Annotated in this window: 19 protein-coding genes; 10 read left to right on the forward strand and 9 right to left on the reverse strand. The window is 72.2% G+C overall.

All coding sequences use genetic code 11. The features are described from left to right. Positions 1-455: 455 nt before the first annotated feature. From acs to ACZ6EJ_RS03570, 5 genes are all read left to right on the forward strand, one after another. Positions 456-2453, forward strand: a complete 1998-nt coding sequence (gene acs / locus ACZ6EJ_RS03550) for an acetate--CoA ligase (protein WP_469264268.1) — start codon at positions 456-458, stop codon at positions 2451-2453. A 363-nt stretch (positions 2454-2816) separates the two neighbouring features. Continuing rightward, positions 2817-4223: a Na+/H+ antiporter NhaA gene (nhaA, locus tag ACZ6EJ_RS03555; protein ID WP_469264270.1), complete on the forward strand. Its 1407-nt coding sequence runs from the start codon at positions 2817-2819 to the stop codon at positions 4221-4223. 40 nt (positions 4224-4263) lie between these two features. Next, entirely contained in the window at positions 4264-4794 is a 531-nt protein-coding gene (locus ACZ6EJ_RS03560; RefSeq protein WP_469264272.1) for a phage holin family protein, read from the forward strand. Further along, positions 4791-5885 (forward strand): alpha/beta fold hydrolase, encoded by a 1095-nt coding sequence (locus ACZ6EJ_RS03565; protein ID WP_469264274.1) that lies wholly within the window; start codon positions 4791-4793, stop codon positions 5883-5885. The genes ACZ6EJ_RS03560 and ACZ6EJ_RS03565 overlap by 4 nt, the downstream gene beginning before the upstream one ends. A gap of 115 nt (positions 5886-6000) precedes the next feature. Further along, positions 6001-6204 (forward strand): hypothetical protein, encoded by a 204-nt coding sequence (locus ACZ6EJ_RS03570; protein ID WP_469264275.1) that lies wholly within the window; start codon positions 6001-6003, stop codon positions 6202-6204. Positions 6205-6370: 166 nt separating this feature from the next. Here ACZ6EJ_RS03570 and ACZ6EJ_RS03575 read toward each other — a convergent pair whose 3' ends face one another. The 3 genes from ACZ6EJ_RS03575 to nth form a co-directional block, all read right to left on the reverse strand. After that, complete coding sequence (locus ACZ6EJ_RS03575; RefSeq protein WP_469264277.1) at positions 6371-7576, reverse strand: MarP family serine protease; 1206 nt, start codon at positions 7574-7576, stop codon at positions 6371-6373. A 91-nt stretch (positions 7577-7667) separates the two neighbouring features. After that, a complete protein-coding gene (locus tag ACZ6EJ_RS03580) occupies positions 7668-8363 on the reverse strand; it encodes an NUDIX hydrolase (RefSeq protein WP_469264279.1) in 696 nt (231 codons plus the stop codon). A gap of 487 nt (positions 8364-8850) precedes the next feature. After that, on the reverse strand, positions 8851-9723 hold the full coding sequence (nth, locus tag ACZ6EJ_RS03585) for an endonuclease III (RefSeq protein ID WP_469264280.1): 873 nt from the start codon (positions 9721-9723) through the stop codon (positions 8851-8853). 365 nt (positions 9724-10088) lie between these two features. Here nth and ACZ6EJ_RS03590 point away from each other — a divergent pair, with 365 nt between their 5' ends. Then, positions 10089-10763, forward strand: a complete 675-nt coding sequence (locus ACZ6EJ_RS03590; protein ID WP_030972192.1) for a Crp/Fnr family transcriptional regulator — start codon at positions 10089-10091, stop codon at positions 10761-10763. A 147-nt stretch (positions 10764-10910) separates the two neighbouring features. Here the strand turns inward: ACZ6EJ_RS03590 and ACZ6EJ_RS03595 are convergent, their stop codons facing one another. From ACZ6EJ_RS03595 to ACZ6EJ_RS03610, 4 genes are all read right to left on the reverse strand, one after another. Further along, entirely contained in the window at positions 10911-11765 is an 855-nt protein-coding gene (locus ACZ6EJ_RS03595) for an MBL fold metallo-hydrolase (protein ID WP_469264281.1), read from the reverse strand. After that, positions 11762-12673, reverse strand: coding sequence for an NUDIX hydrolase (locus tag ACZ6EJ_RS03600; RefSeq protein ID WP_469264282.1), 912 nt, complete (start codon positions 12671-12673; stop codon positions 11762-11764). Before ACZ6EJ_RS03600 ends, ACZ6EJ_RS03595 begins: the two co-directional genes overlap by 4 nt. A 333-nt stretch (positions 12674-13006) precedes the next feature. Further along, positions 13007-13477: a RidA family protein gene (locus tag ACZ6EJ_RS03605; RefSeq protein WP_469264283.1), complete on the reverse strand. Its 471-nt coding sequence runs from the start codon at positions 13475-13477 to the stop codon at positions 13007-13009. After that, entirely contained in the window at positions 13477-13635 is a 159-nt protein-coding gene (locus ACZ6EJ_RS03610) for a DUF4177 domain-containing protein (protein WP_469264285.1), read from the reverse strand. The genes ACZ6EJ_RS03605 and ACZ6EJ_RS03610 overlap by 1 nt, the downstream gene beginning before the upstream one ends. A 72-nt stretch (positions 13636-13707) precedes the next feature. Here ACZ6EJ_RS03610 and bagA point away from each other — a divergent pair, with 72 nt between their 5' ends. After that, positions 13708-14682, forward strand: coding sequence for an ATPase BagA (bagA, locus tag ACZ6EJ_RS03615; RefSeq protein ID WP_469264286.1), 975 nt, complete (start codon positions 13708-13710; stop codon positions 14680-14682). Continuing rightward, complete coding sequence (gene bagB / locus ACZ6EJ_RS03620) at positions 14679-16097, forward strand: ATPase BagB (protein ID WP_469264287.1); 1419 nt, start codon at positions 14679-14681, stop codon at positions 16095-16097. Before bagA ends, bagB begins: the two co-directional genes overlap by 4 nt. A gap of 54 nt (positions 16098-16151) precedes the next feature. Here the strand turns inward: bagB and ACZ6EJ_RS03625 are convergent, their stop codons facing one another. Beyond that, the gene (locus ACZ6EJ_RS03625; protein WP_469264289.1) at positions 16152-16502 is read right to left on the reverse strand and encodes a WhiB family transcriptional regulator; all 351 of its coding nucleotides are present in this window, start codon (positions 16500-16502) and stop codon (positions 16152-16154) included. Between the two features lie 440 nt (positions 16503-16942). Here ACZ6EJ_RS03625 and ACZ6EJ_RS03630 point away from each other — a divergent pair, with 440 nt between their 5' ends. After that, positions 16943-19210 carry a transglycosylase domain-containing protein gene (locus tag ACZ6EJ_RS03630; RefSeq protein WP_469264290.1) on the forward strand — a complete coding sequence of 756 codons (2268 nt, stop codon included), beginning with the start codon at positions 16943-16945 and terminating at the stop codon, positions 19208-19210. Positions 19211-19599: 389 nt separating this feature from the next. Here the strand turns inward: ACZ6EJ_RS03630 and ACZ6EJ_RS03635 are convergent, their stop codons facing one another. Beyond that, on the reverse strand, positions 19600-20064 hold the full coding sequence (locus tag ACZ6EJ_RS03635; protein WP_469264291.1) for a GatB/YqeY domain-containing protein: 465 nt from the start codon (positions 20062-20064) through the stop codon (positions 19600-19602). A 79-nt stretch (positions 20065-20143) separates the two neighbouring features. On the opposite strand from ACZ6EJ_RS03635, the gene ACZ6EJ_RS03640 reads away from it, so the two are divergent. After that, positions 20144-21082, forward strand: a complete 939-nt coding sequence (locus ACZ6EJ_RS03640; protein WP_469264292.1) for a metallophosphoesterase — start codon at positions 20144-20146, stop codon at positions 21080-21082. Positions 21083-21184: the final 102 nt, after the last annotated feature.

Consider the following 21184-nt stretch of genomic DNA (forward strand, 5'->3'; position numbering starts at 1 on the left):
TCCAGAACCCCCACCGTCACCCTCACCGCATGACCACCCCAAACAGCCCCATACCAGGCACCACGTCCTTGACGAAGGACATAGAGACACCCCCCCCCCCGCGCGACATGCGCCCGGCCAAGCGGCATCCACCCACCGCACGGAGCCCACGTCACGCCAGGCAGACAACCCGCCCCCACGCCAGGGAGGTGCGGTCGGGGCAGACGACCTGGCCGAAACGAAGAGTCCCACCCACGCGCCGGGACCAGCCGTGCCGACCTGAACCGGACGCGCCTCACATCCGTGGCACCCGATGTGCCCGCTCCACGCCCTCATCGGGGGACGCGGACTCCGCGCGGCACGCGTCGCGGGGCGGCCCCGGAGAGCCGAACGGGATCATGTCTCCATACAGGAAGACACAGGTCTAAACCAATTCCCGGCAGACCCTTGTCACCCGGCCTCGCGCCTGATGAGCTATGCCTCGGGACACAACGGACACCCTGGGACTGGGAGAAGTCGTGAGCAACGAAAGCCTGGCCAACCTGCTTCGGGAAGAGCGGAAGTTCGCTCCGCCTGCCGAGCTGGCCGCCAACGCCAACGTCACCGCAGAGGCGTACGAGCAGGCCGAGGCGGACCGGTTGGGCTTCTGGGCCGAGCAGGCCCGCCGCCTGACATGGGTCACCGAACCGACCGAGACCCTCGACTGGAGCAATCCGCCTTTCGCGAAGTGGTTCGCGGACGGCGAGCTGAACGTCGCGTACAACTGCGTGGACCGCCACGTCGAGGCGGGCAACGGAGACCGGGTCGCCATCCACTTCGAGGGCGAGCCCGGCGACAGCCGCTCGATCACCTACGCCGAGCTGAAGGACGAGGTCTCGCGCGCCGCCAACGCCCTCACGGAGCTGGGAGTCGGCAAGGGCGACCGGGTCGCCGTCTATCTGCCGATGATCCCCGAGGCGGCCGTGGCGATGCTGGCGTGCGCCCGTATCGGCGCCGCGCACTCCGTGGTCTTCGGCGGCTTCTCCGCCGACGCCATCGCCACCCGCATCCAGGACGCGGACGCCAAGGTCGTGATCACGGCGGACGGCGGTTACCGGCGCGGCAAGCCCTCCGCGCTCAAGCCCGCGGTCGACGACGCCGTGTCCCGTATCGACAGCGTCGAGCACGTCCTCGTGGTCCGCCGCACCGGGCAGGACACCGCGTGGACCGAGGGCCGCGACGTCTGGTGGCACGAGATCACCGCCCGGCAGTCCGCCGAGCACGCCCCCGAGGCCTTCGAGGCGGAGCAGCCGCTCTTCATCCTCTACACCTCCGGCACGACGGGGAAGCCCAAGGGCATCCTGCACACCTCCGGCGGCTACCTCACCCAGGCGGCCTACACCCACCACGCGGTCTTCGACCTCAAGCCGGAGACCGACGTCTACTGGTGCACCGCCGACATCGGCTGGGTGACCGGGCACTCGTACATCGTCTACGGGCCGCTGGCCAACGGCGCGACCCAGGTCATGTACGAGGGCACGCCCGACACGCCGCACCAGGGGCGCTTCTGGGAGATCGTGCAGAAGTACGGCGTCACGATCCTCTACACGGCGCCGACCGCGATCCGCACGTTCATGAAGTGGGGGGACGACATCCCCGCCAAGTTCGACCTGTCCTCGCTGCGCGTTCTCGGGTCGGTGGGCGAGCCGATCAACCCCGAGGCGTGGATGTGGTACCGGAAGAACATCGGCGCCGACAAGTGTCCCGTCGTGGACACCTGGTGGCAGACCGAGACCGGCGCGATGATGATCTCCCCGCTGCCCGGCGTCACGGCGGCCAAGCCGGGGAGCGCCCAGCGCGCGCTGCCGGGCATCTCCGCCACCGTCGTGGACGACGAGGCGAACGAGGTGCCCGACGGCGGGGGCGGCTACCTCGTCCTCACCGAGCCGTGGCCGTCGATGCTGCGCACCATCTGGGGCGACGACCAGCGGTTCATCGACACCTACTGGTCGCGTTTCGCGGGCAAGTACTTCGCGGGCGACGGCGCCAAGAAGGACGAGGACGGCGACATCTGGCTGCTCGGCCGGGTCGATGACGTGATGCTCGTCTCGGGGCACAACATCTCCACCACCGAGGTCGAGTCCGCCCTGGTCTCCCACCCCTCGGTGGCCGAGGCCGCCGTGGTCGGCGCGGCCGACGAGACGACCGGCCAGGCCATCGTGGCGTTCGTGATCCTGCGGGGTACGGCGTCCGCCTCCGAGGAGCTGGTCGCCGACCTGCGCAACCACGTCGGAGCGACGCTCGGCCCGATCGCGAAGCCCAAGCGGGTGCTGCCGGTCGCCGAGCTGCCGAAGACCCGGTCCGGCAAGATCATGCGCCGTCTGCTGCGCGACGTCGCCGAGAACCGCGAGCTGGGAGACGTCACCACGCTCACCGACTCCTCGGTGATGGACCTGATCACCACCCAGTTGCCGTCCTCCTCCTCCGAGGACTGACACTCTCCGTGGACCGACACCCTCGGAGGACCGACACCCTCCGAGGGTGCGACGTCCTCCGAGGGTGCGACGTCCTCCGAGGGTTGACGCGCGCGGACTCCGCCGAGGACCGACACCGCGGAGAGAGAGCCCGTACGGCTCCGACGGGGCGCCCGGCACACCGCCGGGCGCCCCGTCGGCGTCCCAGGCGAAGATCGTCGAATCGGGCGCTCACCGCGCAGGGCGAGAACCCCCAGGTAGGGTGGACCCACCGCAGCCACAACGTCATAGAGATCCCACAGGGGCGCCGGGAAGTCTGGTCGGCATGTGCATCAGCCATGCCTTGTCCGCCTGCTTCGCCGTACCGACCCGGAGGTCCCTCTCGTGGCCGCGTCCAACCCCGCACCGCCCCCGCACCGCCGCACCGTGCTCGGCAGGCTCTCCCTCCCCGAGCGCACCTACGTGGCCGAAGCGCTGCGGACCGAGACGGTCGGCGGCGTCCTCCTGCTCGTCGCGGCGGTCGTGGCGCTGCTCTGGGCGAACACGTTCAGCGACAGTTACGCATCGGTCAGCCACTTCCACTTCGGCCCCGGCGCCCTCGGGCTGGACCTCTCGGTGGCGCACTGGGCCGCGGACGGGCTGCTCGCCGTCTTCTTCTTCGTCGCCGGCGTCGAACTCAAGCGCGAGCTGGTCGCGGGCGAACTGAGGGACCCGAAAGCGGCCGCCCTCCCCGTGGTGGCGGCGCTGTGCGGCATGGTGGCACCCGCCCTGGTCTACGCCCTGACCGTGGGCGTCGGCGGCGGCTCGATGGCCGGCTGGGCCGTGCCCACGGCCACCGACATCGCCTTCGCGCTGGCCGTCCTCGCGGTGATCGGCACGTCGCTGCCCTCGGCGCTGCGGGCGTTCCTGCTGACCCTGGCCGTGGTCGACGACCTCTTCGCCATCCTCATCATCGCGGTGTTCTTCACCTCCGACCTGGACTTCCTGGCGCTCGGCGGGGCCGTCGCCGGTCTGGTGGCCTTCCACCTCCTCCTGCGTTTCGGCGTCCGGGGCTGGTACGTCTACGTACCGCTCGCCCTGGTCGTCTGGGGCCTGATGTACAACAGCGGCGTCCACGCCACCATCGCCGGCGTCGCGATGGGCCTGATGCTGCGCTGCACCCGGCGCGAGGGCGAGGCGCACTCCCCCGGTGAGCGCATCGAGCACCTGGTGCGTCCGCTGTCGGCCGGGGTCGCGGTCCCGCTGTTCGCCCTGTTCGCGGCCGGGGTCTCCCTGAAGGGGGAGGCGCTGGCGGGCGTCTTCACCCGCCCGGAGACGCTCGGCGTCGTGCTCGGACTCGTCGTGGGCAAGGCGGTCGGCATCTTCGGCGGCACCTACCTCGCCGCCCGCTTCACCAAGGCGGAGCTGAACAAGGACCTGGCCTGGGCGGACGTCTTCGCCGTCGCCTCGCTCGCCGGCATCGGCTTCACCGTCTCCCTGCTCATCGGCGAGCTCGCCTTCGAGGGCGACACGGAGACGGTGAACGAGATCAAGGCCGCCGTCCTCATGGGCTCGCTGATCGCGGCGCTGTTCGCCTGTGTACTTCTCCGCCTGCGGGTACGCAAGTACCAGGCGCTGTGGGAGGCCGAGGAGCGGGACGAGGACGCGTCCGGGGTGCCGGACGTCTACGAGCAGGACGATCCCGAGTACCACTTGCGGATGGCCGCCATCCACGAGCGGAAGGCGGCCGAGCACCTCCGTCTCGCCGAACGGGCGGGGGCAGCGCGCGACAAGCCGAACAGTCCGGCATGATCTGACATCGGATGTGTCGAAGACGGAGAGGGAGTCAGGGATGAGCGACCCCGGCAACTACGTGGCCAGTGCCGACCGCAGCATCGGGCAGTTGGTCGCCACGGCGACCGCCGAGATGTCCGCGCTGGTGCACGACGAGATCGCCCTGGCCAAGGCGGAAGTGCGCCAGGACGTCAAGCGCGGGGTGATCGGCAGCGTGGCGTTCATCGTCGCGGGCGCGCTGCTCCTGTTCACGATGCCGATGCTGAGCTTCGCCGCCGCGTACGGGATTCACAACCTGGGCCTGGGCCTGGCGTGGTCGTTCCTGATCGTGGCGGGCGGGTTCGTGCTGCTGGCGGCCCTGTTGGGGCTGATCGGCCTGCGCAAGTTCAAGAAGGTCAAGCCGCCGCAGAAGTCGATCGCCTCGGCCAAGCAGACCGCCGCGGTCCTGCAGAGCGCGAAGCCGCACCCGCGCCCGTCCGTCAAGGCCGCCGCGATCATCGACCGATCCGGCAGCAGCCTGGCGGCGAAGGGCGGCGAGGGGCGCGTCGGTCAGGGTGAGGCCGCCGCTGTGGCACGCTCGTCCACATGACGGTTCCCGATTCCAGCGCATTCGGTCCGACGGGTCCGGTGGACCCGACGGGCCCGGCCGCCTCGGCGACATCAGCCACGCGCCCGGTCGAGGCCGCGGGCAGGCCGCCGGGCGACGGGCCCTCCGCCGGCGGGAGCGACGAGCAGCGGGCCGCCACGGCGGGCCGCGCCCCGGCCGGAGGCCCCGTACGCCTCGACGGCCCCTGGACGCACCGCGACGTGGCGGCCAACGGGGCGCGGTTCCACATCGCGGAGGCGGGTGAGGGGCCGCTGGTGCTCCTGCTGCACGGCTTCCCGCAGTTCTGGTGGACCTGGCGCCACCAGATGACCGCGCTCGCCGAAGCGGGCTTCCGGGCCGTGGCGATGGACCTGCGCGGGGTGGGCGGCAGCGACCGCACGCCGCGCGGCTACGACCCCGCCAACCTCGCCCTCGACGTCACCGGGGTGATCCGCTCCCTCGGCGAGCCCGATGCGGCACTCGTCGGCCACGACCTCGGCGGGTACCTCGCGTGGACGGCCGCCGTGATGCGGCCCAAGCTGGTCCGCCGGCTCGCCGTCTCCTCCATGCCGCACCCGCGCCGCTGGCGCTCCTCGATGCTCTCGGACTTCGCCCAGTCGCGGGCGGGTTCGTACGTGTGGGGCTTCCAGCGGCCGTGGCTGCCGGAGCGCAGGCTCGTCGCGGACGACGCCGCGCTGGTCGGCCGTCTCATCGAGGAGTGGGCGGGCCCCCGGACCCCGGACTTCCCCGACCGGGACACCCTGGACGTCTACCGGCGGGCCATGAGCATCCCGTCGACCGCGCACTGCTCGATCGAGCCGTACCGCTGGATGGTGCGGTCGATGGCCCGCCCGGACGGCGTGCAGTTCAACCGGCGGATGAAGCGCCCGGTCCGCGTGCCCACGCTGCATCTGCACGGGTCGCTCGATCCGGCCGTCCGCACCCGGAGTTCGGCGGGGTCCGGGGAGTACGTCGAAGCGCCCTACCGATGGCGGCTTTTCGACGGCGTCGGGCACTTCCCGCACGAGGAGGACCCGATCGGCTTCTCCACCGAACTCGTCAACTGGCTCAAAGACCCCGAGCCCGACCGGTAGCCCCCGGCCCGGCGACGGCACGGGTGTTCGAGGGTTGGCCACTTGCCTACCGCATAGGCCAATCGGCTGACGCCCACACGATTACCGACCATGCGTCACGGGCAGACGTCGGGGTATGGGCTGGACGCACGACTTCACCGACGAAGCACGCAACCGCCGCTCCACCGCGACAGCCGGTGCGGGCACTCATGAAGGGGGCGGCCCCAGCGGCCGGGGACACGACGTGCACGACCTCCATCATCCCCGGCTCGGGATCCCGCGCATCCTCCGCCGCCGGGCCCGCTGGGTCTCGGCGCGCCTGCGCCACCCCCGTAACTGACCTCCCCGCACCCTTCCGACACCCCGCCCCCGAGCCCCGTCGATCCGCAGTGCGGCTGACGGGGCTCTTCACGGTACGGCGGCGGTACGGGGACGGGGTCGGGCCGCCCGCAGTCGGACCGGCCGACCCGTCCGCGTTGCGCCGCGCTCACCGGGCGGGCGGCGCGCTACAGGGCGCAGCCCTCGCTGTCGACCTGCTGGTTGGCCGTGCGGCCGATCTCGATGTCCTCGCGGATCTCGTCGGCCGTCAGCGCGTAACCGGTGTCCGGGTCGTCGAGCGACTTGGCGAACACCACGCCGTAGACCTTGCCGTCCGTGGTGAGCAGCGGGCCACCGGAGTTGCCCTGACGCACCGTCGCGTACAGCGAGTACACGTCGCGGCGGACGGTGCCCCGGTGGTAGATGTCCGGGCCGTCGGCGTTGATACGGGCGCGGACGCGGGCGGAGCGCACGTCGTACGCGCCGTTCTCCGGGAAGCCGGCGACGATCGCGCTGTCGCCGCTGCGCGCGTCGTCGTCCGTGTCGGTGAACTCCAGGGGCTTGGCCTTGAGGTCGGGGACGTCCAGGACGGCGATGTCGCGCCGCCAGTCGTAGAGGACGACCTTCGCGTCGTACAGTCGGCCCTCGCCGCCGATCTGGACGGTGGGCTCCTCCACGCCGCCGACGACGTGGGCGTTGGTCATGACCCGGCGGCCGGAGAAGACGAAGCCGGTCCCTTCGAGGACCTTGCCGCAGCTCGGGGCCGTGCCCACGACCTTGACGATCGACTTCTTGGCACGGGCGGCGACCGGGCTGCCCACCAGCGCCGGGTCCGGAGCCTTGACCTCGGTGATCGGCTCGTTGGCGAACGGGCTGAAGACCTGCGGGAAGCCGTTCTGCGCCAGGACCGAGGAGAAGTCGTCGAACCAGTTGGGCGCCTGCTGGGGCATCACCCGGTCGACGCCCAGCAGCACCGAGGAGCTGCGGACCTCCTTGCCGAGGGTCGGCAGTGAGGTGCCGGCCAGCAGCAGGCCGATCATCCAGGCCACCAGGAGCATGGCGACCACGTTGACCAGCGCGCCGCCGGTGGCGTCCAGGGCGCGCGCCGGCGACCAGGTGATGAACCTGCGGAGCCGGTTGCCCAGGTGGGTGGTGAGGGCCTGGCCGACCGAGGCGCAGACGATCACGATGACGACCGCGACGATGGCGGCCGTCGTGGAGACCTCGGACCCGTCGGTCACCCGGTCCCAGATGACCGGCAGCAGGTAGACGGCGGCGAGACCGCCCCCCAGGAAGCCGATCACCGACAGGATGCCGACGACGAAACCCTGGCGGTATCCGATGACCGCGAACCACACGGCACCGAGCAGCAGCAGGATGTCCAGCACGTTCACCGTCTGTAGCCTCGCACTTTCGTCACCTGGCCCGTCGGTGGTGACGGGGTCCGGGCCGGGCCCGGAGCAGCGCAGCAGGAGAGCCAGCGTGTCATGAGCGCCAGTCGAGCGGCACCTGTCTGGCCGGGTCCCATGGGCGCTCCCACCCCGCGTAGTGCAGGATCCGGTCGATCACTCCGGCCGTGAACCCCCAGACAAGGGCCGATTCGACCAGGAATGCCGGGCCCCTGTGCCCGCTCGGGTGCACGGCCGTGGCCCGGTTGGCCGGGTCCGTGAGATCCGCCACGGGGACGGTGAAGACCCGTGCCGTCTCGGCCGGATCGACCACCCGGACCGGGCTGGGCGCGCGCCACCAGCCGAGCACGGGCGTCACGACGAAGCCGCTGACCGGGATGTAGAGCCGGGGCAGCACACCGAAGACCTGGACGCCCCGCGGGTCGAGCCCGGTCTCCTCCTCGGCCTCGCGCAGCGCCGCCCGCAGCGGACCGGTGGTGGCCGGGTCGCCGTCCGCGGGGTCGAGCGCGCCGCCGGGGAAGGAGGGTTGACCCGCGTGGGAGCGCAGGGTCCCCGAGCGCTCCATGAGCAGCAGCTCGGGCCCGCGCTCGCCCTCGCCGAACAGGATCAGGACGGCGGACTGCCGGCCCGCCCCGCTCTCGGGCGGCAGGAAGCGGCTCAACTGCCGCGGCTGGACGCTCCGCGCGGCACGGGCGACGGGGTCGAGCCACGCGGGCAGGCCGTCGGTCGTGACGGGAACCGCCGCGTCGGAGGCGACCCCGCCCGCCACCACCGCACCGGAACCCCCCGGCCCGGAAGCTGCCCCGCCCGCCACCACCGCACCGGAACCCCCCGGCCCGGAGGTCGGCAGGCCGGGGGCGGCGCTGTCCGCGACGGCCGGGGAGACGGCCGCCGGGCCAGCGGGCGGTACGCCGGCGGGGGCCCCGCCGGCCCCGTGCCCGCCGTGCTCCCCGGCCCCGCGCCCGCCCTCGTCCCCGCGCGGGCCGCGCTCCTCGGGCGCGCGCTCCGCGTCCCCGCGCCCGCCGTGCTCCTGGCCGCCGCGTCCCTCGGCCCCTCCCCGGCTCCCGCCGCTCGGGCCGGCCCCCGCGTGTCGGGGCCCGGCGCCTCCCGGACCGTCGGCCGGAACGCCGCGGGCCCGCGTCGTGCCGTGTGTGTGCGCGTGTGTCATAGGCACCCCCGTAGATGCACAACGGCTGTCGTGCGTCGTTTCGTTCCGAGCCGCCCCCCGCGGCTCCCCTCCGGTCAGGGCCGTTCCGCCTTCACGCGGACCCCAGCGGCGCAGCGGGCTTGCCGGGATAGTCCGGCGGCGGGCTGAGCCGCTGGCCCGGATAGCCGCCCATCTCGTACTTCAGGAGCTTCCTGGCCTTCTCCGGGTCCGTCTCGCCCTCCCCGTACGACGGGCAGAGCGCGGTGATGGGGCAGGCCCCGCAGGCGGGCTTGCGGGCGTGGCAGATCCGGCGGCCGTGGAACACGACGCGGTGGGAGAGCATCGTCCACTCGCTCTTGGGGAAGATCCCGGCGACGACGGCCTCGACCTTCACCGGGTCCTCCTCGTCCGTCCACTTCCAGCGCCGCACCAGACGGCCGAAGTGCGTGTCGACGGTGATGCCGGGCACTCCGAACGCGTTGCCCAGCACGACGTTGGCGGTCTTGCGCCCGACGCCGGGCAGCTTGACGAGGTCCTCCAGACGGCCGGGGACCTCGCCGCCGAACTCGTCGCGGAGAGCGGCCGAGAGCCCCAGCAGCGACTTCGTCTTGGCCCGGAAGAACCCGGTCGGCCGGATGATCTCCTCCATCTCCTCCGGCACGGCCGCCGCCATGTCCTCGGGGGTGGGGTAGGCGGCGAAGAGGGCCGGAGTGGTCTGGTTGACCCTCAGATCCGTCGTCTGGGCGGAGAGGACCGTGGCCACCAGGAGTTCGAAGGGGTTGCGGAAATCCAGCTCGGGATGGGCGTACGGATAGACCTCGGCGAGCTCGCGGTTGATCCGGCGCGCCCTGCGGACCATCGCCAGATGCGACTCCGCCCTCGGGGCCTTGCGCGCACGCCCCCCGGCCCCGGCGGCGGACGCGCGCCGGGGTGCCGGTCCCCCCTTCGGCTCGTCGGGCGTCGTGCCGGGCGTTGACGGTGACACTGCGGACCTCCTGGCCGACTTCCGGAAGCGGTCCCCCGGTCTCCGGGGCGACGCGCGTCTCCGGGGAGCCGTACGCGGCGTTCTTCGGGCACGGCCGGGGCTGTTCGCTCTCAGCGGAATCACGGCTCCCGGACGCTCCGTGAGCCCCCGCCGCCTGCGCTCTGCCCGGCGTTCTGGACACCCGGCCAGCCTAGAGCCAGCCGCGGACAACCACCCATGTGACCGGGTATCCGCGCCCGATCGGCCCCCTGCCGTAGGGTCCGGCACTCCCGTGCGTCAAACTGGTTTGTGATTGATCGCACTGTTTTACCGTCCGGCATGATGGGGACCACGGTTCCCGGGACAGGCCGACAAGGAGAGAACTCGTGGACGACGTTCTGCGGCGCGCCCCGCTTTTCGCGGCGCTCGATGACGAGCAGGCCGCGGAGCTCCGCGCCTCGATGAGTGAGGTGACCCTCGCACGTGGAGACGCGCTGTTCCACGAGGGCGACCAGGGGGACCGGCTGTACGTGGTCACCGAGGGCAAGGTGAAGCTCCACCGCACCTCGCCCGACGGGCGCGAGAACATGCTGGCCGTGCTCGGCCCCGGCGAGCTGATCGGTGAGCTGTCGCTCTTCGATCCGGGCCCGCGGACCGCGACCGCCACCGCGCTGACGGAGGTCAAGCTGCTCGGCCTCGGCCACGGCGACCTGCAGCCCTGGCTGAACGTCCGGCCCGAGGTGGCCACCGCCCTGCTGCGCGCGGTCGCCCGGCGGCTGCGCAAGACCAACGACCAGATGTCCGACCTGGTCTTCTCCGACGTGCCGGGCCGCGTCGCCCGCGCCCTGCTGGACCTGTCGCGCCGCTTCGGCGTCCAGTCGGAGGAGGGCATCCACGTGGTGCACGACCTCACGCAGGAGGAGCTGGCCCAGTTGGTCGGCGCCTCGCGCGAGACGGTCAACAAGGCGCTCGCGGACTTCGCGGGCCGCGGCTGGCTCCGGCTGGAGGCCCGCGCGGTCATCCTCCTGGACGTGGAGCGGCTGGCGAAGCGTTCGCGCTGACCCGGAGCACCGGCCGGTGAGCCGCACGGGACGATCCCAACGGCCCCGCCGACCCGCGCGCTCCGGTCGGCGGGGCCCTTCGCTCCGCCGCACACCGCCCGGCACGGCCGCCGGGGGCCCGCCCGCCGCGCGCCGGCGGTCCGGCCGCTACGGGAGCGGCGGCTCCCGCCTCCGGATGAGTCCGTGCTCGGCCAGGTATTCCAGTTGTGCCCGTACGGACAGCTCGGCGGCCGGCCACAGGGAGCGGTCCACGTCGGCGTACACATGGGCCACCACCTCCGACGCCGTACGGTGTCCGGCCTCCACCGCCGTCTCGACCTGGGCGAGCCGGTGCGCGCGATGGGCCAGGTAGTACTCCACGGCCCCCTGCGCGTCGTCCAGCACCGGCCCGTGGCCCGGCAGCACCGTGTGGACGCCGTCGTCGACCGTCAGCGAACGCAGCCGCCGCAACGTGTCCAGGTAGTCGCCGAGCCGCCCGTCCGGGTGCGCGACCATCGTCGTGCCGCGCCCGAGGACCGTGTCCCCCGTCAGCACCGCCCGGTCGGCGGGCAGATGGAACGAGAGCGAGTCCGAGGTGTGCCCCGGCGTCGGCACCACGCGCAGCTCCAGACCGCCGGTGGTGATCACGTCGCCCGCCGCGAGGCCCTCGTCCCCCAGCCGCAGCGCCGCGTCCAGGGCCCGCACCTTCGTCCCCGTCAGCCCCGCGAACCGGCCCGCGCCCTCCGCGTGGTCGGCGTGCCCGTGGGTCAGCAGTGTGAGCCCCACGCGCCGCCCGCTCCGCTCCACCGTGTCGATCACGGCCCGCAGGTGCGCGTCGTCGAGCGGGCCGGGGTCGATGACCACGGCGAGGTCGGAGCCCGGCTCCGCGACGATCCAGGTGTTCGTGCCGTCGAGCGTCATCGCGGAGGGGTTGGGCGCGAGGACGTTGACCGTACGGGTGGTGGCGGGGCCGGACACCACGGCTCCGCGCGGCTGCCCCGGCAGGGCGGCGGCGTCACTCACGCGCCTTCACCCCTCTGACCGGCCGTCGGCGCGTGCCGGGTGAACTCCTCGTGCCCCGGCCAGCTCACCACCAGCTCGCCGCCCTCCAGGCGGGCCTCGGCGAGTACGGGGGCCAGGTCCCGGCCCTCGGCGGCCGCGAGGGCCTCGGCGGACGTCCCGTACGGGGTGAGCGCCCGCAGCGTCGAGACGGTGGGCGGCATCATCAGCAGCTCGCCCCGGTCGTACCGGCGGACCGCCTCGGACGGGGCGATCCACACCGAGTGGTCCGCCTCGGTGGACACGTCGCGGGTGCGCTGCCCCTCGGGGAGCGCGGCGACGAAGAACCAGGTGTCGTACCGCCTCGGTTCGAACTCCGGGGTGATCCACCGCGCCCACGCGCCCAGCAGGTCCGAGCGCAGCACGAGACCCCGCCGGTCCAGGAACTCCGCGAAGGACAGGTCCCGAGCCACCAGCGCCTCCCGGTCGGCCTCCCACTCCGCCCCGGTCGTGTCGCCGACCACCGTCCCTTCGGTCGGCCCGGCGAGCAGGACGCCCGCCTCCTCGAACGTCTCGCGCACCGCCGCGCACACCACGGCCTGCGCCTCGGTGACCGTCGCCACGCCGAGCCGGGCGGCCCACTGCTCCAGGGAGGGCCCGGCCCACCCGATCAGGCGGTCGTCGTCCCTCGGGTCGACCCCGCCACCCGGATAGGCGTACGCGCCTCCGGCGAAGGCCATCGACGTCCGGCGGCGGAGCATGTGCACGGCCGGCCCGCCCCCGCCGGCCCGGCCGGAGGCGTCCGCCGCGCCCGTGTCGCGGAGCAGCATGACCGTGGCGGACCGCCGGGGCTCCACGGCCGTCAGCTCGCCGGCGGCGAGGGCCCGAATCCGGTCGGGCCATTCCGGGGGGTACCACTGGCCAGAGGGCATGGGCGGAGGCTATCCGGAACCGCGCCGATGTTCGAGAGGCACGTGCTCGTCCGACACGGGCGGCGGACGCCTCGGACCCCGCCCAGCGGCCCCGCAGACATCTCGGGCCGCACGCCGCACCGCCCCCGCCGGTCCCGTGCACACCGCGGACCGCGCCCCGCACCGCCTGGAGCACGCCCCGCGCCCGCCGCAGCCGTCCCGTACACATCCCGACCGCATCCCGCCCCGCCCCGCCCCGCCCCGCCCCGGCGACCCCGTACACGCGAGATCCCGCCCGGTCGCTGCGACGGGGCGGGATCTCGGAGGTGCGGGTGGCGGCGAGCCGCCGGCGGCTCAGTCGTCGACGAGCTCGACCTGGACCTCGACCTCGACGGGGGCGTCCAGCGGCAGCACGGCCACGCCCACGGCGCTGCGGGCGTGCACGCCCTTGTCGCCGAGGACCGCGCCCAGCAGCTCGCTGGCGCCGTTGACCACCGCGGGCTGACCGGTGAAGTCGGCGGCCGAGGCGACGAAGCCCACGACCTTCACCACGCGCTTGATCCGGTCCAGATCCCCGGCGACCGACTTCACGGCGGCCAGGGCGTTGAGCGCGCAGGTCCTCGCGAGCTCCTTCGCCTCGTCCGGCGTGACCTCGGCGCCCACCTTGCCGGTGACGGCGAGCGCGCCGTCCACCATCGGCAACTGGCCGGAGGTGTACACGTACGCCCCGGACCGCACGGCCGGCTGGTACGAGGCCAGCGGCGGCACGACGGCGGGCAGGGTCAGGCCCAGTTCGGCGAGCCGCGCCTCGACGGCGCCCGCCACTACGGCCTCTCCCGCTTCAGGTAGGCCACGAGCTGCTCGGGGTTGTTCGGGCCGGGAACGACCTGGACCAGCTCCCAGCCGTCCTCGCCCCAGGTGTCCAGAATCTGCTTGGTCGCGTGCACGAGAAGCGGCACGGTCGCGTATTCCCACTTGGTCATGGGCCCGACTGTAACGCCTGGCACGTACGGTCCCGTGCGTAGGCCGGGGCTCGACTGGTTAGGCTCGAATACGTGAGCAGGTTCCAGGTCGTCAGCGGTAAGGGCGGTACCGGTAAGACCACGGTGGCCGCCGCCCTCGCGCTCGCCCTCGCGGCCGAGGGCAGGCGCACCCTCCTCGTCGAGGTCGAGGGCAGGCAGGGCATCGCCCAGCTCTTCGACTCCGACGCGCTGCCCTACGAGGAGCGCAGGATCGCCGTCGCGCCCGGCGGCGGAGAGGTGTACGCGCTGGCGATCGACGCCGAACGCGCCCTCCTCGACTACCTCCAGATGTTCTACAAGCTCGGCGGCGCGGGCCGGGCGCTGAAGAAGCTCGGCGCGATCGACTTCGCCACCACGATCGCGCCCGGCGTCCGGGACGTCCTGCTGACCGGGAAGGCGTGCGAAGCCGTACGCCGCAAGGACAAGCGGGGCCGGTTCGTCTACGACCACGTGGTCATGGACGCCCCGCCGACCGGCCGGATCACCCGCTTCCTCAACGTCAACGACGAGGTCGCCGGGCTGGCCAGGATCGGCCCGATACACAACCAGGCGCAGGCCGTGATGCGGGTGCTGAAGTCCCCGGAGACCGCGGTCCACCTGGTGACCCTGCTGGAGGAGATGCCGGTCCAGGAGACCGCGGACGGCATCGCCGAGCTGCGCGCGGCCGATCTGCCCGTGGGCCGCGTCTTCGTGAACATGGTCCGCCCGCACCTGCTGGACGAGGACGCCCTGCGCACCGCCGCGGGCGGCCGCCGCAAGGAGATCGCCAAGGCGCTGACGCGGGCCGGGGTGACCGGTTCCGCCGCCTTGGTGCGCCCCCTGGTCGAGCAGGCGGCCGAGCACGCCGAGCGGGTCGGCCTGGAGCGGGAGCAGCGGGCCGTGCTGGCGGGACTGGGCCTGCCGACGGTGGAGCTGCCGCTGATGGGCGACGGGGTGGACCTCACCGCGCTGCACGACCTGGCCGTGGAACTGCGCAAACAGGGCGCAGGGGACGAGGGGGACGCATGACACCGGCCACGCCCGGCACGGCTCGGGCCACGGAGGCGCCGGACGACCCCGGCGCGCGGTCGCGGGACACGGAGACGCTGGACGCCGACGCGCTGCTGGACGACCCCGGCATCCGGATCGTCGTCTGCTGCGGTTCCGGCGGGGTCGGCAAGACGACGACCGCCGCGGCCCTCGGCGTACGAGCCGCCGAGCGCGGCCGCAAGGTCGTCGTCCTCACCATCGACCCGGCCCGGCGGCTCGCCCAGTCCATGGGCATCGACCAGCTGGACAACGTCCCCCGGCGGGTCGACGGCATCGCGGGCGCGGGCGAGCTGCACGCCATGATGCTCGACATGAAGCGGACCTTCGACGAGACCGTCGAGGCGCACGCGGACGCCGAGCGCGCCCGCGCGATCCTGGAGAACCCCTTCTACCAGTCCCTGTCGGCCGGGTTCGCCGGTACGCAGGAGTACATGGCGATGGAGAAGCTCGGGCAGTTGCGGGCCCGCGACGAGTGGGACCTGATCATCGTCGACACCCCGCCCTCGCGCTCCGCGCTGGACTTCCTGGACGCGCCCAAGCGGCTCGGCTCCTTCCTCGACGGGAAGTTCATCCGGCTCCTGATGGCGCCCGCGAAAGTGGGCGGCCGGGCGGGGATGAAGTTCCTCAATGTCGGCATGTCGATGATGAGCGGGACGCTGGGCAAGCTGCTCGGCGGCCAGTTCCTGCGGGACGTCCAGACGTTCGTGGCCGCGATGGACACCATGTTCGGCGGATTCCGCAGCCGCGCGGACGCCACGTACAGGCTGCTCCAGGCGCCCGGCACCGCCTTCCTCGTGGTCGCCACCCCGGAGCGGGACGCGCTGCGCGAGGCCGCGTACTTCGTGGAGCGGCTGGCCGCCGAGGACATGCCGCTGGCCGGTCTCGTCCTCAACCGCGTGCACGGGAGCGAGGCGGCGCGACTCTCCGCCGAGCAGGCGCTGGAGGCCGCGGAAAATCTTGACGCACTCCGCATGGTGGATCAACGGGAAGGGAAGGCTGCCCTTGGTGACCGGGTGATCCCCGACCCCGCGGTCACCGCCCCCGGTACGACCGACTCGGCCCTCTCCCCCGAACGGCAGGCCGGGACCGAAAACAGGCCCGTGTCCGAGTACCAGGACACGACGGGGAGCACGGCACCGGACGGGACCGCCGATCCGGAGGCGCTCGTGGGCGTCGACGAGCTGACGGCGGGTCTGCTGCGACTGCACGCCGAGCGGATGCAGATCGTCGCCCGCGAACACCGCACCCGCGACCGCTTCACGGCCCGGCACCCCGAGGTGCCGGTGACCAGCGTGGCGGCGCTGCCCGGCGATGTGCACGACCTGGACGGCCTGCGGGCCATCGGCGACCGCCTCGCGAACCGCTTGGACCCCGCGCCGACCGGAACGGCGTAACCGCCCTGCCGGACCGCCGCGGCCGCCTGCCGCACGACGGGGCCGCCCGCGCGGCTACCCGACGGCGGCGTACGTCTCGTGCAGCTCCTCGCCCTCCAGTCCGATGACTCCGGACAACATGCCGGCGGACCGCTCGTACTCGCTGCGCGCGGTCTCCAGCAGTCGGCGCCAGGACGTGACGGTGGGGCGGCGGCGCAGCAGTGCGCGGCGCTCCCGCTCCGTCATTCCGCCCCACACGCCGAACTCGACGCGATTGTCCAGCGCATCGGCCAGGCACTCGGTCCGCACCGGGCATCCGGTGCACACCGCCTTGGCCCTGTTCTGCGCTGCGCCCTGTACGAACAGTTCATCCGGATCGGTAGTGCGGCAGGCTGCCTGCGCACTCCAGTCGGTTACCCAGCCCATGCCGGCGCCGTCCTCTCCCGAATCGAGGCTCCCCCACGGCGGTAGCGGCATATTCACCGCTGCCGGTTGAGGACGTTACGGAAGGTGGGGACACCACAACACCCCCTTCGGGCCCAATCTTGAATGGTCCGAACGGACTATGCGTATGCGGCAGATCACCCAGGGGAGTGATGCGAGGACATGCGCGACCATCGCCCATCAATGCGGACAGAACACTCAAGTCACAACGGACTTTCCCTGACTGACCGGGCGATTCCGAGAACGTCGCACTGGGCGGGTTCTGAGCGGTGTGGCTACGCGTCGACCAGGCGAAGAATGACCAGAAGACGTGCATGGGGGCGCACGCGACTTGCTACCGAACCGGACTGCTGTGACAGTTGGCAGCAGCTTAGGCCAAGGCCTATACGCCTGTCCGGCGAATGAGAACGTAGGCTGCCCCCATGCCAAAGAAGCGCTCGGGCGGGGGTCTCACCACGACCCAGCAGGCCGCCAAGTTCCTCGGTGTCGCCGCGCTTTCCGGAGCTGTGCTGGCAGGCATCGCGCTGCCCGCAGCCGGAGCGCTGGGGCTCGCCGCCAAGGGGACGGTCGAAGGATTCGACGAGATCCCCTCCAATCTCAAGACCCCTCCGCTCAGCCAGCGGACGAAGATCCTGGACCGCGACGGCGGCGCCATCGCCACGGTCTACTCCCGTGACCGCACGGTCGTCCCGCTGAAGGACATCTCGCCGTACATGCAGGACGCGATCATCGCGATCGAGGACTCCCGCTTCTACGAGCACGGGGCCGTCGACCTCAAGGGCATCCTGCGGGCGATGAACCGCAACGTGCAGGCGGGCGGGACCGCGCAGGGCGCGTCCACGCTCACCCAGCAGTACGTGAAGAACGTGTTCGTCGAGGAGGCCGGCGACGACCCCGAGAAGGTCGCGGCGGCCACCCAGCAGACCCTCGGCCGGAAGATCCGCGAGCTGAAGTTCGCGATCCAGGTCGAGGAGGAGCTGGGCAAGAAGACGATCCTGGAGAACTACCTCAACATCACGTTCTTCGGGCAGCAGGCGTACGGCGTCGAGGCCGCCTCCCAGCGCTACTTCTCCAAGCGCGCCAAGGACCTCAAGCTGGAGGAGGCCGCGCTGCTCGCCGGCCTCGTCCAGTCGCCGAGCCGCTACGACCCGGTCAACGACATCGAGGAGGCGACCAAGCGCCGCAACACGGTGCTGGCCCGGATGGCGGCGGTCCGCAGCATCACGCGGGCCGAGGCCGACAAGGCCATGGAGACCCCGATCAAGCTCCAGGTCCGCAGGCCGAAGAACGGCTGCATCACCGCCGTCAGCGGCTCCGGGTTCTTCTGCGACTACGTACGCAAGACGATCCTCAACGACCCCGCCTTCGGCAAGACCGAGGAGGAGCGCGCGAAGCTCTGGAACCTCGGCGGTCTGACCATCCGGACCACGCTGGACCCGCGGGCCCAGCAGGCCGCCAACGAAGCGGCCACCGCGAAGGTCAACAAGGACGACAAGTTCGCGGCGTCGGTGGTGCAGGTCCAGCCGGGCAGCGGCAAGATCCTGTCCATGGGCCAGTCCCGCCCGTACGGCCTGGACCCGAAGCAGAACGAGACCGTGCTCAACCTCTCCGTCAGCAACAGGATGGGCGGCAGCACGTACGGCTTCCAGGTCGGCTCCACGTTCAAGCCGTTCACCGCGGCGGCGGCGCTGGAGAAGGGCATCAGCCCGGCGACGTCGTTCGCCACGGACTGGAAGATCACGCTGAAGGAGCAGGACTTCCGCAACTGCTCCGGCTCCCCGGCCGGTTACGCGGACTGGAAGCTGCAGAACGAGCTGGAGTCCGAGAAGGGCTCCTGGGACATGACGAGCGCGCTCGGCAAGTCCATCAACACCTACTTCGCGCTGCTGGAGCAGAAGGCCGGCCTCTGCGAGACCGTGGAGATGGCCAAGAAGGTCGGCTACGAGCGCGGTGACGGCAAGAAGGTGGGCGAGTACCCCTCGATCACCCTCGGCGGTGAGGTGAGCACCCCGCTCTCCATGGCCGGCGCCTACGCCGCGTTCGCCAACCGGGGCACGTACTGCACGCCGATCGCCATCGAGTCGATCACCGACGCGAACGGCAAGAAGCTCAAGGTCCCCAAGACGCAGTGCTCGCGGGCGATGAGCGAGAAGACCGCGGACACCATCAACCAGATGCTCAAGGGCGTCGTCGAGGACGGCACCGGCACGCAGGCCGGCCTCAGCGACCGGGACAACGCGGGCAAGACCGGTACGACCAACGACCGCAAGGACGCCTGGTTCGTCGGGTACACGCCGAACCTCTCCACCGCGGTGTGGGTCGGCGACGACATCGGCGACAAGAGCTCGATGTTCGACGTCACCATCGGCGGCCAGTACTACGACAAGGTCTGCGGCGGCTGCCTCCCCGGCCCGATCTGGCGCATCGCGATGACCGGCGCGCTGGACGCGTCCGAGACCCCCACGTTCAGCCCGGTCCAGGTGCCCCGCGCCCAGGAGAAGCCGAGCGCCGACAAGGGGCAGGGCGGCCGCGAGCCGAACCCCGGTCGCGGTGGCGGCAACGCCAAGCCCGGCGACGGCAACGCGAAGCCCGGCGGTGGCGGCAACGCCAAGCCCGGCGACGGCGACCCGTTCGACGGCATCGAACTGCCGGAGGGCGTGCTCGGCGGATTGGGCGGCAACGGCCCCTGAGCCCTCGCACCCCCTGTATGACGGAGGGTGGGACGCCCGGTCGAGGACCGGGCGCCCCACCCTCTCGTCGTTTCGGCAGCAGCGTCCTACGGCTTCGCCTGCCCGCTGGGGAGGAGCGCACGGCCGGGAGCGGCGGGCGGCTCGCAGGGCGGTGGCGTCTGCCGGGCCGGCGGGACGGGCGGCTCGGAGGGCGGTGGTCTCTGCGGGGCCGCCGGACCGAGGCGGGCGGCCGTTACGACTGCGACGGACGCGGAGACCGACCACCCCTCGGGAACACCGCACGCCCACCGGACCAAGGCCGACGGCCGTGACGACAGCGACGGACACGGAGACCCGACCACCCCCTCGGGAACACCGCCTCGGGTCCGGCTGTCCGCGTGCCCTCCCGGTCAGCCGGCGAGGAGCTTCTTCACCGCGGCGGCCACCCGGCCGCCCTCCGCGAGCCCGGCGACCTTAGGGGTGACGATCTTCATGACGGCGCCCATCGCACGCGGCCCCTCGGCCCCGGCGGCCTTCGCCTCCTCGACGGCGGACGCCACGAGGGCGTCCAGCTCGTCGTCGGTGAGCTGCTTGGGCAGGTACCCGTCGAGCAGCTCGCCCTCGGCCTTCTCCCGCTCGGCCTGCTCGGTCCGACCGCCCTGGGCGAAGGCCTCGGCCGCCTCGCGGCGCTTCTTCGCCTCCTTGGCGATCACCTTCTGCACCTCGTCGTCGGAGAGCTCGCGCGCCGTGGTGCCGCTGACCTCCTCCTTCGTGATGGCGGTGAGGGTGAGCCGAAGGGTGGACGAGGTCAGCTCGTCACGCGCCTTCATGGCGGTGTGGAGGTCTTCCTTGAGCTTGGACTTGAGCGTGGTCATGCCGCGATTGTGACAGGTACGCGGCCTGTGCCGCCCGCCGGTTTTCCGGTCGCCCCGCCGTGTCTGCGACGATGGACACATGCGCGCACGCTACGGAGTACCCCTGAAAGTCACGGCAGTCGGTGCCGCGGTCGGCGCGGCCGGTCTGGCCTACGCCGCCGGATTCGAGGCCCGCTCGTTCCGGCTGCGCCGCGTCACCGTCCCCGTACTCCCGCGTGGGGCCCGCCCGTTGCGCGTGCTCCAGGTCTCCGACATCCACATGGTGAGCGGTCAGCGCAAGAAGCGCGCCTGGCTCCAGTCGCTCGCCGGGCTGCGCCCGGACTTCGTGGTGAACACCGGCGACAACCTCTCGGACCCGGAAGCCGTGCCCGAGCTGCTCGACGCACTGGGCCCGCTGATGGAGTTCCCCGGTGTGTACGTCTTCGGCTCGAACGACTACTACGGCCCCAAGCTGCGCAACCCGGCCCGCTACCTCCTGGAGAAGGTCCAGGGCAAGCACGGCCTCAACGGCAACGCCCCCGCGGTCGGCGTCGTCCACAACCCGTGGGAGCCGATGCGCGACGCCTTCGACGAGGCCGGCTGGCTCAACCTGTCGAACTGCCGGGGCCGGCTCAAGCTCGACGGCCTGGAGCTGGCGTTCACCGGGCTGGACGACCCGCACATCAAGCGGGACCGTTACGCCGAGGTCGAGGGCGGCCCGGAGAGCGGAGCGGACCTCTCCATCGGCGTGGTCCACGCCCCGTACCTGCGTTCCCTGGACGCCTTCACCGCCGACGGCTATCCCCTGATCCTGGCGGGCCACACGCACGGCGGCCAGTTGTGCATCCCGTTCTACGGGGCCCTGGTCACCAACTGCGACCTGGACACCGACCGGGTGAAGGGCCTGACCAGCCACACGGTCGGCGACCGGCGCGCCTACCTCCACGTCTCCGCGGGCTGCGGCACCAACCGCTACACCCCGGTCCGCTTCGCCTGCCCCCCCGAGGCCACCCTGCTGACGCTGGCCCCGACGGCCTGACGGCGGAGACCGGGGCGCGCGTCTGCGGCTCCGGGCCGGTCGAGGGGCGAGCCCTCGGGACGGCGTACGCCGTCCCGGACGGCGGAGGACGACGAATCGCGG

The organism is Streptomyces sp. NPDC041970, assembly GCF_055588985.1.

What these genes read in the sequence shown, in the direction of transcription:
- acs (WP_469264268.1), top strand. Translation starts at nt 456, where the DNA reads ATGCCTCGGGACACAACGGACACCCTGGGACTGGGAGAAGTCGTGAGC.
- ACZ6EJ_RS03610 (WP_469264285.1), bottom strand. Translation starts at nt 13,635, where the DNA reads ATGACCAAGTGGGAATACGCGACCGTGCCGCTTCTCGTGCACGCGACC.
- ACZ6EJ_RS03570 (WP_469264275.1), top strand. Translation starts at nt 6,001, where the DNA reads ATGGGCTGGACGCACGACTTCACCGACGAAGCACGCAACCGCCGCTCC.
- ACZ6EJ_RS03640 (WP_469264292.1), top strand. Translation starts at nt 20,144, where the DNA reads ATGCGCGCACGCTACGGAGTACCCCTGAAAGTCACGGCAGTCGGTGCC.
- ACZ6EJ_RS03635 (WP_469264291.1), bottom strand. Translation starts at nt 20,064, where the DNA reads ATGACCACGCTCAAGTCCAAGCTCAAGGAAGACCTCCACACCGCCATG.
- ACZ6EJ_RS03625 (WP_469264289.1), bottom strand. Translation starts at nt 16,502, where the DNA reads ATGGGCTGGGTAACCGACTGGAGTGCGCAGGCAGCCTGCCGCACTACC.
- ACZ6EJ_RS03560 (WP_469264272.1), top strand. Translation starts at nt 4,264, where the DNA reads ATGAGCGACCCCGGCAACTACGTGGCCAGTGCCGACCGCAGCATCGGG.
- bagB (WP_469264287.1), top strand. Translation starts at nt 14,679, where the DNA reads ATGACACCGGCCACGCCCGGCACGGCTCGGGCCACGGAGGCGCCGGAC.
- ACZ6EJ_RS03630 (WP_469264290.1), top strand. Translation starts at nt 16,943, where the DNA reads ATGCCAAAGAAGCGCTCGGGCGGGGGTCTCACCACGACCCAGCAGGCC.
- ACZ6EJ_RS03565 (WP_469264274.1), top strand. Translation starts at nt 4,791, where the DNA reads ATGACGGTTCCCGATTCCAGCGCATTCGGTCCGACGGGTCCGGTGGAC.
- ACZ6EJ_RS03600 (WP_469264282.1), bottom strand. Translation starts at nt 12,673, where the DNA reads ATGCCCTCTGGCCAGTGGTACCCCCCGGAATGGCCCGACCGGATTCGG.